Genomic DNA, 13,369 nt, shown 5'->3' with positions numbered 1-13,369 from the left:
GAATGCCTCGTAAGGGCCCCGCCCCGAAGCGCCCGGTCATCATCGACCCGGTCTACGGTTCTCCTCTGGTGACGTCGCTCGTCAACAAGATCCTGCTGCACGGCAAGCGCTCCACCGCCGAGCGCATCGTGTACGGCGCCCTCGAGGGCCTGCGCGAGAAGACCGGGCAGGACCCGGTCATCACGCTCAAGCGCGCCCTGGAGAACGTCAAGCCCTCCCTCGAGGTCAAGTCCCGCCGTGTCGGTGGCGCGACCTACCAGGTGCCGATCGAGGTCCGCCCCGGCCGCGCCAACACCCTGGCGCTGCGCTGGCTGGTGGGTTACTCCCGCGCCCGCCGCGAGAAGACCATGACCGAGCGTCTGATGAACGAGCTGATGGACGCCAGCAACGGTCTGGGCGCCGCGGTGAAGCGTCGCGAGGACACCCACAAGATGGCCGAGTCCAACAAGGCCTTCGCGCACTACCGCTGGTAGTCCGCGCCCCCATCGAGAGAACCGAGAGAAGACTGAAGCCTTATGGCTACCACTTCACTTGACCTGGCCAGGGTCCGCAACATCGGGATCATGGCCCACATCGACGCGGGCAAGACGACGACCACCGAGCGGATCCTGTTCTACACCGGTGTCTCGTACAAGATCGGCGAAGTCCACGACGGCGCTGCCACCATGGACTGGATGGAGCAGGAGCAGGAGCGCGGCATCACGATCACGTCGGCCGCGACGACCTGCCACTGGCCGCTGGAGAACGTCGACCACACCATCAACATCATCGACACCCCGGGTCACGTCGACTTCACCGTCGAGGTGGAGCGCTCGCTGCGCGTGCTCGACGGTGCCGTGACGGTGTTCGACGGTGTCGCCGGTGTCGAGCCGCAGTCCGAGACCGTCTGGCGTCAGGCGGACCGCTACGGTGTGCCGCGCATCTGCTTCGTCAACAAGCTCGACCGCACCGGCGCCGAGTTCCACCGCTGCGTCGACATGATCGTGGACCGCCTCGGTGCGGTTCCGCTGGTCATGCAGCTGCCGATCGGTGCCGAGGCCGACTTCAAGGGCGTGGTCGACCTCGTCCAGATGAAGGCCCTCGTGTGGTCCGCCGAGGCCACCAAGGGCGAGATGTACGACGTCGTCGACATCCCCGACACCCACACCGAGGCCGCCGACGAGTGGCGCGGCAAGCTGCTCGAGGCCGTCGCCGAGAACGACGAAGAGATGATGGAGCTGTACCTGGAGGGCACCGAGCCCAGCCAGGAGCAGCTGATGGCGGCCATCCGCCGCATCACCCTCGCCTCCAAGGGCGGCGCGGGCTCCGTCACCGTCACCCCGGTGTTCTGCGGAACCGCGTTCAAGAACAAGGGCGTCCAGCCCCTGCTCGACGCGGTCGTGCGGTACCTGCCGTCGCCGCTGGACGTCGAGGCCATCGAGGGCCACGCCGTCGGCGACGCCGAGCAGATCATCAAGCGCAAGCCCTCGGACGACGAGCCCTTCTCCGGCCTCGCGTTCAAGATCATGAGCGACCCGCACCTCGGCAAGCTCACCTTCGTCCGGGTGTACTCGGGCCGCCTGGAGTCCGGCAGCTCCGTGCTGAACTCCGTCAAGGGCAAGAAGGAGCGCATCGGCAAGATCTACCGCATGCACGCGAACAAGCGTGAGGAGATCGACTCGGTGGGCGCCGGCGACATCGTCGCCGTCATGGGCCTGAAGCAGACCACCACCGGTGAGACGCTGTCCGACGACAAGAACCCGGTGATCCTGGAGTCCATGGACTTCCCGGCTCCGGTCATCCAGGTCGCGATCGAGCCCAAGTCCAAGGGCGACCAGGAGAAGCTGGGTGTCGCCATCCAGCGCCTCTCGGAGGAGGACCCCTCCTTCCAGGTCCACTCGGACGAGGAGACCGGCCAGACGATCATCGGCGGCATGGGCGAACTGCACCTCGAGGTGCTGGTCGACCGCATGAAGCGCGAGTTCAAGGTCGAGGCGAACGTGGGCAAGCCCCAGGTCGCCTACCGCGAGACCATCCGCAAGGCGGTCGAGCGGATCGACTACACGCACAAGAAGCAGACCGGCGGTACCGGCCAGTTCGCCAAGGTGCAGATCTCGCTGGAGCCGCTGGAGGGCGGAGACGCCTCCTACGAGTTCGTCAACAAGGTCACCGGTGGCCGCATCCCCCGCGAGTACATCCCGTCGGTGGACTCCGGTGCCCAGGAGGCCATGAAGTTCGGCATCCTGGCCGGCTACGAGATGGTCGGCGTCCGCGTCACCCTTCTCGACGGTGGCTACCACGAGGTCGACTCCTCCGAGCTGGCGTTCAAGATCGCCGGTTCGCAGGCCTTCAAGGAGGGCGCCCGCAAGGCGAGCCCCGTCCTCCTCGAGCCGATGATGGCCGTCGAGGTCACCACGCCCGAGGAGTCCATGGGCGACGTCATCGGCGACCTCAACTCCCGCCGTGGCCAGATCCAGGCCATGGAGGAGCGCAGTGGTGCCCGGGTCGTCAAGGGCCTGGTACCGCTGTCGGAGATGTTCGGCTACGTCGGCGACCTCCGCAGCAAGACGTCGGGTCGCGCGAGCTACTCGATGCAGTTCGACTCCTACGCCGAGGTTCCCAAGAACGTCGCCGAGGAGATCATCGCGAAGGCCAAGGGCGAGTAACCCAGCAGTTGTTCCCGCACTAGGCTTGACCGGGAGGCTTGGGGGCATTCCGCCGCGAACCGCAAGGGGAGCGTCGGATGCCCCGGCCGCCCGTAACCCAGCAAAGATCACCCTGGCGCCGATGAAGTAAGGCGTACAGCAACTCCACAGGAGGACCCCAGTGGCGAAGGCGAAGTTCGAGCGGACTAAGCCGCACGTCAACATCGGCACCATCGGTCACATCGACCACGGTAAGACCACTCTTACCGCTGCGATCACCAAGGTGCTGCACGACGCGTACCCGGACCTGAACCCCTTCACGCCGTTCGACCAGATCGACAAGGCGCCGGAGGAGCGGCAGCGCGGTATCACCATCTCCATCGCGCACGTCGAGTACCAGACGGACGCGCGTCACTACGCGCACGTCGACTGCCCGGGTCACGCGGACTACATCAAGAACATGATCACCGGTGCCGCGCAGATGGACGGCGCCATCCTCGTGGTCGCCGCCACCGACGGTCCGATGCCGCAGACCAAGGAGCACGTGCTCCTGGCCCGCCAGGTCGGCGTTCCCTACATCGTCGTCGCCCTGAACAAGGCCGACATGGTGGACGACGAGGAGATCCTGGAGCTCGTCGAGCTCGAGGTCCGTGAGCTGCTCTCCGAGTACGAGTTCCCGGGCGACGACCTGCCGGTCGTCCGCGTCTCCGCGCTGAAGGCGCTGGAGGGCGACAAGGAGTGGGGCGAGAAGCTCCTCGGCCTGATGAAGGCCGTGGACGAGTCCGTCCCCACCCCCGAGCGCGACGTCGACAAGCCGTTCCTGATGCCGATCGAGGACGTCTTCACGATCACCGGTCGTGGCACCGTCGTCACCGGTCGTATCGAGCGCGGCATCCTCAAGGTCAACGAGACCGTCGACATCATCGGCATCAAGACCGAGAAGACCACCACCACGGTCACCGGCATCGAGATGTTCCGCAAGCTGCTCGACGAGGGCCAGGCCGGTGAGAACGTCGGTCTGCTGCTCCGCGGCATCAAGCGCGAGGACGTCGAGCGCGGCCAGGTCATCATCAAGCCGGGTACGGTCACGCCGCACACCGACTTCGAGGCCCAGGCCTACATCCTGTCGAAGGACGAGGGTGGCCGTCACACCCCGTTCTTCAACAACTACCGCCCGCAGTTCTACTTCCGTACCACGGACGTGACCGGCGTCGTGACCCTCCCCGAGGGCACCGAGATGGTCATGCCGGGCGACAACACCGCCATGACGGTCGCGCTGATCCAGCCGATCGCCATGGAGGAGGGCCTGAAGTTCGCCATCCGCGAGGGTGGCCGGACCGTCGGCGCCGGCCAGGTCACCAAGATCCTGAAGTAAGGATCCCGGCGATCTGCCGCTTGCCGTAGGCGAGCTGTACGAGGGCCCCGGCCCACCGTTCACGCGGTGGGCCGGGGCCTTCGGCGTTCGGGGGCTCCGGGGCCCGGGCCCGGAAGCCGCCGGGGGCCGGCGGGCTAGACCGGGGTGCGCAGCTCCGGCCGCCAGATCCAGGGCGTGGCGTCGGTCCCGAAGCCCACGACGGCCGGCCGGGCCCCGGGGCGGGTGTGCAGGGCCGGGAAGCCGTACCCGGGGGCGCCCCGGCGCAGCGCGCCGGCCGGGTGCGCGAGGCCGGCGACGTGGACGGCACCGTCGGCGGCGCGTCCGGCGAGCAGCCCGTGGGCCTGGGCGAGGGGACCGTAACCGTCGAAGAGCCGCGGCCGGCCGGGCCCGAGCGCCGCCCTGACCACGCCGAGCCGGTGGACGAGGAGTCCGTCGCTCGCGGGCAGGCGGTAGACCAGGGACAGCGAGCCGTCGGGCTCCGCCGCGGCCGCCGGGGGGTCGGCGGGCCCCGGCAGCGCGGTCAGCACGCGGCAGAGGAGCGGCCGGCCCGGCGCGTCCTGGGACCAGTGGTGCACGGCGGTCCGCCCGGCGGCGAACACGTGCACCCTCCCGTCGCGGTCCACGACCGCGCTCAGCCCGTCCTGCACCTCGCCGCCGCCCAGGTCCTGCCAGCCGGTCCACGTGCCGTCGGGCTCCCGTACGCGCGTGCTCAGGCCCTTGGCCGCGTTGCGCACGAACAGGTGCACCCGTCGGTCCGGCGCGGCCACCGCGACGGGGACGCCGATCCTGCGCCCCCGGTCCGGGTCGTCCTCGGGCGAGCCCAGTCCCACCCAGTCACGGCCCTCCGCCAGCACCACGACGTCACGGGTGTTGGCCGCCCGGTCGCTCTCCAGGGCGGCGAACCGCAGCGCGAACAGCAGGGGTCCGCCGCCGGCCGGGTCGGTGACGACGCTCAGCGCGGGGGCGAGCGGTCCGCCGCCCAGGTCCCGCGGCGTGCCCCAGCGCCCGCTGCCGGGGGCGGTCTCCCGCCAGCGCACCGCGCGTGTGCCGAGCACGCCGTGGGCGACCAGCCGCCCCTGCGCGTCGGTCCCCGGTACGAGGCGGGCGCCGGGGTGGCGGTAGTGGGTGCTGCGCACCCAGCCCTTGCGGTTGGCGAGCGGTCTGCCCATGCCGACCTGGTAGTCGCCGCAGCCGGAGGGGTCGCCGCACGGCCAGTCCGGGGCGCCTCCGTACGGGGCGAGGTAGCCGGCCTTCCGGCGCAGCAGCGCGGGCGGGAGGTTGTAGGGCCAGTGGTGGTTGTAGTAGCCGCGGTAGGCCGTCGTCAGGAAGGCGGGCGCGATGCCTTCGCTGCGGGCGACGTCCTCGGCGTAGCGGGCGATCGCCTTCCAGGCGAACAGCGCGGTCGCGGTGTGGTCCCAGTGGTCGCTGTAGCCGAGTTGCTCGACGTCCCGTCGCCGGGTGGCCGCGTTGGCCTCCATGTCCGGGTCGGGGTCGAGGGTGTGGACGAGGGTCGGCCGGTGGTGCCGCAGCAGTCCGGCGAGCACGTCCACCAGGACCTCGTGGGTGTAGGTGTCCCTGGCGGCGTTCGGTGAGCCCGCCGAGGTGAAGGTCGGCAGGGTCATGCCGGGCAGCTGCCACAGCTGCGGCAGCCCGACCCTGTCGGTCGTGCCGTGCATGGCGAGGTTGAGGAAGACCAGCACCGCTTCCCGGTCGCCCACGCGCAGCGTGTCGACCTCGGCGGTCATGCCGTGGGCCAGCCGCGTGGTGCCGCGCCGCCAGGGCGTGAAGATGTCGGCGCCCAGCATCGCCGCGTACGCCTGCCGCAGGCCCTGGTGACGGGCGGCGGAGTAGGCGGCCTTGTCGGGGGCCGGACGCGGCCGTCCCGGTGGGCGGTTGACCCCGTGCGCCTCGCCCGCGGTGACGTAGACCGACACCACGGGGACGCCCGCCTCGACGGCCTGCACGGTGTCGGGGTTCATGAAGTACAGCTCGTCGTCGGGGTGCGCCAGCACCTGGAACAGCCGCGCCCCGCCCGCCGGGGCGCGGAACGCCAGGGGGGCGGGCGCCGGACCGGTGGCCGGGCCCGCGGACCGGGAGCAGCCGCCCAGGGCGAGGGCCGCGGAGCCGGTGGCGAACGCGGCGAGGAAGCGCCGACGGGTGGGGACGATCTTCACGCCACGCTAGAGGGCCGTTCCGCCCGGGAGGTTGCGGGGCACCGCCGCGACGTGCGCCACTCGGGCGACGCGTGTACGTCATCGGGGCGTCCCCTCACCCGCTCGCCCGATTGGCACGCTGCGCGAGCAGCGGGTGACCACTCGGTGTTACGACTTGTGACGTTCGGTGCACACCCGTACGAGTCCCCCGAGGAGCCCGCCATGCGCCTGTCCCAGCGCCGGGCAGTGGTCGTCGCCGCGGTCCTGACGGCCGTCCTGCCCGCCCTCGGCGGGGCCGCCGCGACGCCGGAGCCGCCCGGGGCCCCGCTGCGGATGGCGGCGCAGGGGGGCATCACCGGGCAGTACCTGGTGATGCTGCGGCCGGGTACGGACCCGGGCTCGGTGCTGCGCAGCGTCGAGGCGCAGCCGATGTTCACGTTCACCAGCGCGCTGGTGGGCTTCGCCGCCCGGCTGACCGACGGCCAGGTCTCCCGGCTGCGCGCGGTGCCCGGGGTGGAGGCCGTGGAGCAGGACGCCGAGGTCGCGGCACCGAAGCCGGCGACGCAGGTGGCCGCGGCCGCCGCCGAGACGTCCTGGGGCCTGGCCCGGATCGGCAACCGGGCCCACGACGGCGGCGCCTTCAGCGTGCGGGCGACGGGAGCCAAGGTCACCTCGTACGTCATCGACACCGGCATCGACTTCGGGCACGCCGAGTTCGGGGGACGGGCGGTGCCCGGATTCGACGCGGTGGGGGACGGCCGGGACGGCACCGACTGCAACGGCCACGGCACGCACGTCGCCGGGACGGTCGGCGGTGCCACCACCGGGGTCGCCCGGGCGACGAAGCTGGTCTCGGTGCGGGTGCTGGGCTGCGACGGCCGTGGCTCGGTGGCCACCGTGGTCGCCGGGATGAACTGGGTGGCCGCCCACGCGGTGAAGCCCGCGGTCGCCAACCTGTCGACCGGCGGCGCCCGCAGCGAGACGGCCGACCGTGCGGTGGAGGGCCTGGCGGCCGCGGGGGTCTTCCCGGCCGTCGCCGCCGGCAACTCCGACGAGGACGCCTGCCAGGCCTCCCCGGCCGCGGCGCCCGGCGCGTTCACCGTCGCCGCGATCGACGAGTCGGACCGCAAGGCGTCCTTCAGCAACTGGGGCGGCTGCGTGGACATCAGTGCCCCGGGGACGGGGATCACCTCCGCGGCCATGGGCGGCGGCCTGGTCCGCATGAGCGGCACCTCGATGGCCGCCCCGCACGTCACGGGGGTGGCGGCGCTCTACAAGGACACGTACGGGGACGTCTCCACGTCCTTCCTCGCCTCCTGGCTGCTGGCCAACGCCACGTCCGGCGTGCCCGTCGACGCCCCGGCCGGCACCCCGCGCCTGCTGGTGTACACATCCGGACTGTGACCCGGGTTTGGGGGAGCGGCGGCGGGGGGTAAGGTACTGCGCCCCGATTGGCGTCCGAGGCGTCCGGTATGGCAGACTAGCCGGGTTGCTCGGTCGAGTGCCGATGCTGCGCGCCTCCCGTCGGGAGGACCGGAAGCGAGTCCCACAGTACTCGTCGTCACTCTCCGCCCCAGGCGGGGTGGCGGACGTACGGGAATCTTCCGGGAAGCGTCAGCGGGGTGCTCACCAGGTGCTCGGTGGGTGTCTTCTCCCACGTATCCCCTCCCTGAGGGTCTCCGCCATGCGGTGATTTAAGGGAAGGGAAGCGACACGCCCGACCGCGTGGGTCGGAGAAGACGGTCGAACCACCGAGTTCCAGAGCGCTGACTAGCAGACAGGACTACGAAGTAGCCATGGCGGGACAGAAGATCCGCATCCGGCTCAAGGCCTACGACCACGAGGTCATCGACTCCTCGGCGAAGAAGATCGTCGAGACGGTGACGCGTACTGGTGCGCAGGTCGCGGGCCCGGTGCCGCTGCCCACTGAGAAGAACGTGTACTGCGTCATCAAGTCGCCGCACAAGTACAAGGACTCGCGCGAGCACTTCGAGATGCGCACGCACAAGCGCCTGATCGACATCCTCGACCCGACGCCCAAGACCGTTGACTCGCTGATGCGCCTGGACCTTCCGGCCGGCGTTGACATCGAGATCAAGCTCTGAGAGGCGCGGAACAGATGGCTAAGCAGATCAAGGGCATCCTGGGCGAGAAGCTCGGCATGACCCAGGTCTGGGACGAGAACAACCGTGTCGTCCCGGTGACCGTGGTCAAGGCCGGCCCGAACGTCGTGACCCAGGTCCGTACGAACGACGTCGACGGTTACGAGTCGGTCCAGATCGCCTTCGGCGAGATCGACCCGCGCAAGGTGAACAAGCCCCTCAAGGGCCACTTCGCCAAGGCCGACGTGACCCCCCGCCGCCACCTGGTGGAGCTCCGCACCTCCGACGCCGCCGAGTACACCCTCGGCCAGGAGATCACCGCGGAGGTCTTCGAGGCGGGCGTGAAGGTGGACGTCACCGGCAAGAGCAAGGGCAAGGGCTTCGCCGGTGTCATGAAGCGTCACAACTTCAAGGGCCTCGGCGCCGGACACGGCACCCAGCGCAAGCACCGCTCTCCCGGCTCCATCGGTGGCTGCGCCACCCCGGGCCGTGTGTTCAAGGGTCTGCGCATGGCGGGCCGCATGGGCAACGAGCGGGTCACCACCCAGAACCTGACCGTCCACGCCGTTGACGCGGAGAAGGGCCTGCTGCTCATCAAGGGCGCGGTTCCCGGCCCGAACGGCGGCCTCGTCCTGGTCCGCACCGCGGCCAAGGGGGCCTGAGGATATGAGCACCATTGACATTCTGTCGCCCGCGGGCGACAAGGCCGGGACCGTTGAGCTCCCGGGCGAGATCTTCGACGCGAAGGTCAGCATCCCGCTGATCCACCAGGTCGTCGTGGCGCAGCTGGCCGCCGCCCGTCAGGGCACGCACAAGGTCAAGACGCGTGGCGAGGTCCGCGGTGGCGGCAAGAAGCCGTACCGCCAGAAGGGCACCGGCCGCGCCCGTCAGGGTTCGACCCGCGCTCCGCAGTTCGCCGGTGGTGGCGTCGTGCACGGTCCCGTGCCGCGTGACTACTCGCAGCGGACCCCGAAGAAGATGAAGGCCGCCGCCCTGCGCGGTGCCCTCACCGACCGGGCGCGTCACAACCGCATCCACGTCGTGACCGGCGTCATCGAGGGCGAGTCCCCGTCGACGAAGGCCGCCAAGACGCTGCTGGGCAAGATCAGCGACCGCAAGAACGTGCTGCTCGTCGCCGACCGCGCCGAAGAGGCCGCGTGGCTGTCCGCCCGCAACCTGCCCCAGGTGCACATCCTGGAGGCCGGCCAGCTGAACACGTACGACGTGCTCGTCTCCGACGACGTGGTCTTCACCAAGGCCGCCTTCGACCGCTTCATCGGTAACGGCGCCGCCGAGACCGAAGGGAGCGACGCCTGATGGCCGAGCAGACCGCGATCACCAGCCGGACCTTTACGGACCACCGTGACATCCTGGTCAAGCCGGTGGTCTCCGAGAAGAGCTACGCGCTGCTGGACGAGAACAAGTACACGTTCGTCGTCGACCCGCGTGCCAACAAGACCCAGATCAAGCAGGCCGTCGAGGCGGTCTTCCAGGTCAAGGTCACCGGGGTCAACACGATCAACCGTCAGGGCAAGCGCAAGCGCACCAAGACCGGTTTCGGCAAGCGCAAGGACACCAAGCGCGCCATCGTGACCCTCGCTGAGGGCGACCGCATCGACATCTTCGGCGGCCCGGTCTCCTAACGGGGACCGGAACGTTCAGAAGTCCGGAATCTTCCGAGGACTGAGAAATGGGTATCCGCAAGTACAAGCCGACGACCCCGGGCCGTCGTGGCTCCAGCGTCGCCGACTTCGTCGAGATCACGCGGTCCACGCCGGAGAAGTCGCTGGTCCGCCCCCTGCACAGCAAGGGCGGCCGTAACAACACCGGTCGTGTGACCGTTCGCCACCAGGGTGGTGGACACAAGCGCGCCTACCGCGTGATCGACTTCCGTCGTCACGACAAGGACGGCGTGCCGGCCAAGGTCGCGCACATCGAGTACGACCCCAACCGCACCGCTCGCATCGCGCTGCTGCACTACGCGGACGGCGAGAAGCGCTACATCCTGGCCCCGGCCAAGCTGAACCAGGGTGACCGCATCGAGAACGGCGCCGGCGCCGACATCAAGCCCGGCAACAACCTCCCGCTGCGTCACATCCCGGTGGGTACGACCATCCACGCCATCGAGCTGCGGCCCGGCGGCGGCGCGAAGCTGGCGCGCAGCGCCGGTGCCTCCGTCCAGTTGCTGGCGAGGGAGGGCTCCATGGCCACCCTCCGCATGCCGTCCGGTGAGGTCCGCCTGGTCGACGCCCGCTGCCGCGCCACCATCGGCGAGGTCGGCAACGCCGAGCAGTCGAACATCAACTGGGGCAAGGCCGGCCGTATGCGCTGGAAGGGCGTCCGCCCGACCGTCCGCGGTGTGGCCATGAACCCCGTCGACCACCCGCACGGTGGTGGTGAGGGCAAGACCTCCGGTGGTCGCCACCCGGTCAGCCCGTGGGGTCAGAAGGAGGGTCGTACTCGCTCGCCGAAGAAGGCCAGCAGCAAGTACATCGTCCGCCGCCGCAAGACGAACAAGAAGCGCTAGGAGCGGGTTTAGATGCCGCGCAGTCTCAAGAAGGGGCCCTTCGTCGACGACCACCTGATCAAGAAGGTGGACGTTCAGAACGAGGCCGGTACCCACAACGTCATCAAGACCTGGTCCCGCCGCTCGATGATCATCCCGGCGATGCTGGGCCACACGATCGCGGTGCACGACGGCCGTAAGCACGTCCCGGTGTTTGTCACCGAGTCGATGGTCGGCCACAAGCTCGGCGAGTTCGCGCCGACCCGCACCTTCCGCGGCCACGAGAAGGACGACCGCAAGTCGCGTCGTCGCTGATCTGCGGAGAGCGAAGACCATGACAGACACCGAAGGGACAACCATGGAAGCCAGGGCCCAGGCGCGGTACATCCGCGTCACGCCCATGAAGGCCCGCCGCGTGGTGGACCTCATCCGTGGCATGAGCGCCACGGAGGCTCAGGCGGTCCTGCGTTTCGCCCCGCAGGCCGCGAGCGTGCCGGTGGGCAAGGTGCTCGACAGCGCCATTGCCAACGCCGCGCACAACTACGACCACACCGACGCCGAGTCGCTGTACATCAGCGAGGCGTACGTCGACGAGGGCCCGACCCTGAAGCGGTTCCGTCCGCGTGCCCAGGGTCGTGCCTACCGGATCCGCAAGCGGACCAGCCACATCACCGTGGTCGTCAGCAGCAAGGAAGGAACCCGGTAATGGGCCAGAAGGTTAACCCGCACGGGTTCCGGCTCGGCATCACCACGGACTTCAAGTCCCGGTGGTACGCCGACAAGCTGTACAAGGACTACGTCAAGGAAGACGTCGCCATCCGCCGGATGATGACGCAGGGCATGGAGCGGGCCGGCATCTCCAAGGTGGAGATCGAGCGCACCCGTGACCGCGTCCGCGTCGACATCCACACCGCCCGGCCGGGCATCGTCATCGGCCGTCGCGGCGCGGAGGCCGACCGCATCCGCGGCGACCTGGAGAAGCTGACCGGCAAGCAGGTCCAGCTGAACATCCTCGAGGTCAAGAACCCGGAGACGGACGCTCAGCTGGTGGCCCAGGCCGTTGCCGAGCAGCTGTCCTCCCGCGTCTCCTTCCGTCGTGCCATGCGCAAGAGCATGCAGAGCACGATGAAGGCCGGCGCCAAGGGCATCAAGATCCAGTGCGGTGGCCGTCTCGGCGGCGCCGAGATGTCCCGCTCGGAGTTCTACCGCGAGGGCCGCGTTCCGCTGCACACGCTGCGCGCCAACGTCGACTACGGCTTCTTCGAGGCCCGTACGACCTTCGGCCGCATCGGTGTGAAGGTGTGGATCTACAAGGGCGACGTCAAGAACATCGCCGAGGTCCGCGCAGAGAACGCTGCCGCCCGCGCCGGCAACCGCCCGGCCCGTGGCGGTGGCAACGACCGTCCGCAGCGCCGCGGTGGCGAGCGCGGCGGCCGTGGCCGTCGTCCCCAGGGTGACGCCCAGGCCCCCAAGGCCGAGGCGACCACCGCTGAGGCTCCGGCTGCGGAGACCACCGGAACGGAGGCCTGACCCCCATGCTGATCCCCCGTCGGGTCAAGCACCGTAAGCAGCACCACCCGAAGCGTGATGGCATGGCCAAGGGTGGCACCGAGCTGGCGTTCGGTGAGTACGGCATCCAGGCCGTCACCCCCGCGTACGTGACGAACCGGCAGATCGAGTCCGCTCGTATCGCCATCACCCGTCACATCCGCCGTGGTGGCAAGGTCTGGATCAACATCTACCCGGACCGTCCGCTCACGAAGAAGCCGGCCGAAACCCGCATGGGTTCCGGTAAGGGTTCCCCGGAGTGGTGGATCGCGAACGTCAAGCCCGGTCGGGTGATGTTCGAGCTGTCCTTCCCGAACGAGAAGGTTGCGCGTGAGGCGCTCACCCGAGCCGCCCACAAGCTTCCGATGAAGTGCCGGATCGTCCGGCGCGAGGCAGGTGAGCTGTGATGGCGGCCGGTACCAAGGCGACCGAGCTGCGTCAGCTGGGCGACGAGGAGCTCGTCGGCAAGCTGCGTGAGGCCAAGGAGGAGCTGTTCAACCTCCGCTTCCAGGCGGCCACCGGACAGCTCGAGAACAACTCCCGGCTGAAGGTTGTCCGCAAGGACATCGCCCGGATCTACACCCTCATGCGTGAGCGTGAGCTCGGCATCGAGACGGTGGAGAACGCCTGATGAGCGAGAAGAATGTGACTGAGAGCAGCGAGCAGCGCGGTGACCGCAAGACCCGTGAGGGTCTCGTGGTCAGCGACAAGATGGACAAGACCGTCGTGGTCGCCGTCGAGGACCGTGTGAAGCACGCCCTGTACGGCAAGGTCATCCGCCGTACCAACAAGCTCAAGGCGCACGACGAGCAGAACGCCGCGGGCGTCGGCGACCGTGTCCTCCTGATGGAGACCCGGCCGCTGTCCGCGAGCAAGCGCTGGCGCGTCGTCGAGATCCTCGAGAAGGCCAAGTAAGACTGCTCGGCCGGCCGGGCCGCGCGACCCGTTCGCGCGGCCCGGCCCCGGCCGGCACGTAATTCCTGCGGGGGGTTCCCCGCAGGACGGTTCCGCCAGGCTCTCCGGGCCAGCCCCGGAGGGAACCGGCAGACGATCAGGAGATA

General features: G+C 69.5%; 16 protein-coding genes. 15 read left to right on the top strand and 1 reads right to left on the bottom strand.

Annotated features, from left to right (window positions below; genetic code table 11):
* Positions 1-2 precede the first annotated feature (2 nt).
* From rpsG to tuf, 3 genes are all read left to right on the top strand, one after another.
* A complete protein-coding gene (gene rpsG, locus PV410_RS26650; RefSeq protein ID WP_018558864.1) occupies positions 3-473 on the top strand; it encodes a 30S ribosomal protein S7 in 471 nt (156 codons plus the stop codon).
* 42 nt (positions 474-515) lie between these two features.
* Positions 516-2,645, top strand: a complete 2,130-nt coding sequence (gene fusA / locus PV410_RS26645) for an elongation factor G (RefSeq protein ID WP_499513420.1) — start codon at positions 516-518, stop codon at positions 2,643-2,645.
* Between the two features lie 160 nt (positions 2,646-2,805).
* A complete protein-coding gene (tuf, locus tag PV410_RS26640) occupies positions 2,806-3,999 on the top strand; it encodes an elongation factor Tu (RefSeq protein ID WP_018558866.1) in 1,194 nt (397 codons plus the stop codon).
* A 134-nt stretch (positions 4,000-4,133) separates the two neighbouring features.
* Here the strand turns inward: tuf and PV410_RS26635 are convergent, their stop codons facing one another.
* Positions 4,134-6,173 carry a PIG-L family deacetylase gene (locus PV410_RS26635; RefSeq protein ID WP_500328151.1) on the bottom strand — a complete coding sequence of 680 codons (2,040 nt, stop codon included), beginning with the start codon at positions 6,171-6,173 and terminating at the stop codon, positions 4,134-4,136.
* A 201-nt stretch (positions 6,174-6,374) separates the two neighbouring features.
* Between PV410_RS26635 and PV410_RS26630 the strand changes: the two genes are divergently transcribed.
* The 12 genes from PV410_RS26630 (at position 6,375) to rpsQ (ending at position 13,223) form a co-directional block, all read left to right on the top strand.
* Positions 6,375-7,556 (top strand): S8 family peptidase, encoded by a 1,182-nt coding sequence (locus PV410_RS26630; RefSeq protein ID WP_500328150.1) that lies wholly within the window; start codon positions 6,375-6,377, stop codon positions 7,554-7,556.
* Between the two features lie 392 nt (positions 7,557-7,948).
* The gene (gene rpsJ, locus PV410_RS26625; RefSeq protein WP_014144312.1) at positions 7,949-8,257 is read left to right on the top strand and encodes a 30S ribosomal protein S10; all 309 of its coding nucleotides are present in this window, start codon (positions 7,949-7,951) and stop codon (positions 8,255-8,257) included.
* A 14-nt stretch (positions 8,258-8,271) separates the two neighbouring features.
* A complete protein-coding gene (gene rplC, locus PV410_RS26620) occupies positions 8,272-8,916 on the top strand; it encodes a 50S ribosomal protein L3 (protein ID WP_431944486.1) in 645 nt (214 codons plus the stop codon).
* Between the two features lie 4 nt (positions 8,917-8,920).
* Positions 8,921-9,571, top strand: a complete 651-nt coding sequence (rplD, locus tag PV410_RS26615) for a 50S ribosomal protein L4 (RefSeq protein WP_499513423.1) — start codon at positions 8,921-8,923, stop codon at positions 9,569-9,571.
* Positions 9,571-9,897 (top strand): uL23 family ribosomal protein, encoded by a 327-nt coding sequence (gene rplW / locus PV410_RS26610; protein WP_499513424.1) that lies wholly within the window; start codon positions 9,571-9,573, stop codon positions 9,895-9,897. The genes rplD and rplW overlap by 1 nt, the downstream gene beginning before the upstream one ends.
* 47 nt (positions 9,898-9,944) lie before the next feature.
* A complete protein-coding gene (gene rplB / locus PV410_RS26605) occupies positions 9,945-10,781 on the top strand; it encodes a large ribosomal subunit protein uL2 (RefSeq protein WP_499513425.1) in 837 nt (278 codons plus the stop codon).
* A 12-nt stretch (positions 10,782-10,793) separates the two neighbouring features.
* Entirely contained in the window at positions 10,794-11,075 is a 282-nt protein-coding gene (gene rpsS / locus PV410_RS26600; RefSeq protein WP_018558873.1) for a 30S ribosomal protein S19, read from the top strand.
* Between the two features lie 43 nt (positions 11,076-11,118).
* Positions 11,119-11,466: a 50S ribosomal protein L22 gene (gene rplV / locus PV410_RS26595; RefSeq protein ID WP_361800744.1), complete on the top strand. Its 348-nt coding sequence runs from the start codon at positions 11,119-11,121 to the stop codon at positions 11,464-11,466.
* The gene (gene rpsC, locus PV410_RS26590) at positions 11,466-12,290 is read left to right on the top strand and encodes a 30S ribosomal protein S3 (RefSeq protein ID WP_361800646.1); all 825 of its coding nucleotides are present in this window, start codon (positions 11,466-11,468) and stop codon (positions 12,288-12,290) included. The genes rplV and rpsC overlap by 1 nt, the downstream gene beginning before the upstream one ends.
* A gap of 5 nt (positions 12,291-12,295) precedes the next feature.
* Positions 12,296-12,715 carry a 50S ribosomal protein L16 gene (rplP, locus tag PV410_RS26585; protein WP_499513426.1) on the top strand — a complete coding sequence of 140 codons (420 nt, stop codon included), beginning with the start codon at positions 12,296-12,298 and terminating at the stop codon, positions 12,713-12,715.
* A complete protein-coding gene (gene rpmC, locus PV410_RS26580) occupies positions 12,715-12,939 on the top strand; it encodes a 50S ribosomal protein L29 (RefSeq protein ID WP_319139014.1) in 225 nt (74 codons plus the stop codon). The genes rplP and rpmC overlap by 1 nt, the downstream gene beginning before the upstream one ends.
* Positions 12,939-13,223, top strand: a complete 285-nt coding sequence (gene rpsQ, locus PV410_RS26575) for a 30S ribosomal protein S17 (protein ID WP_018558878.1) — start codon at positions 12,939-12,941, stop codon at positions 13,221-13,223. Before rpmC ends, rpsQ begins: the two co-directional genes overlap by 1 nt.
* Positions 13,224-13,369 lie beyond the last annotated feature (146 nt).

The sequence above is a fragment of the Streptomyces sp. PA03-5A genome (assembly GCF_033792725.1).
GTDB lineage: Bacteria > Actinomycetota > Actinomycetes > Streptomycetales > Streptomycetaceae > Actinacidiphila.
The sequence above is the reverse complement of the archived record's forward strand: the minus strand, read 5'-3'. Positions and strand labels throughout refer to the sequence as shown.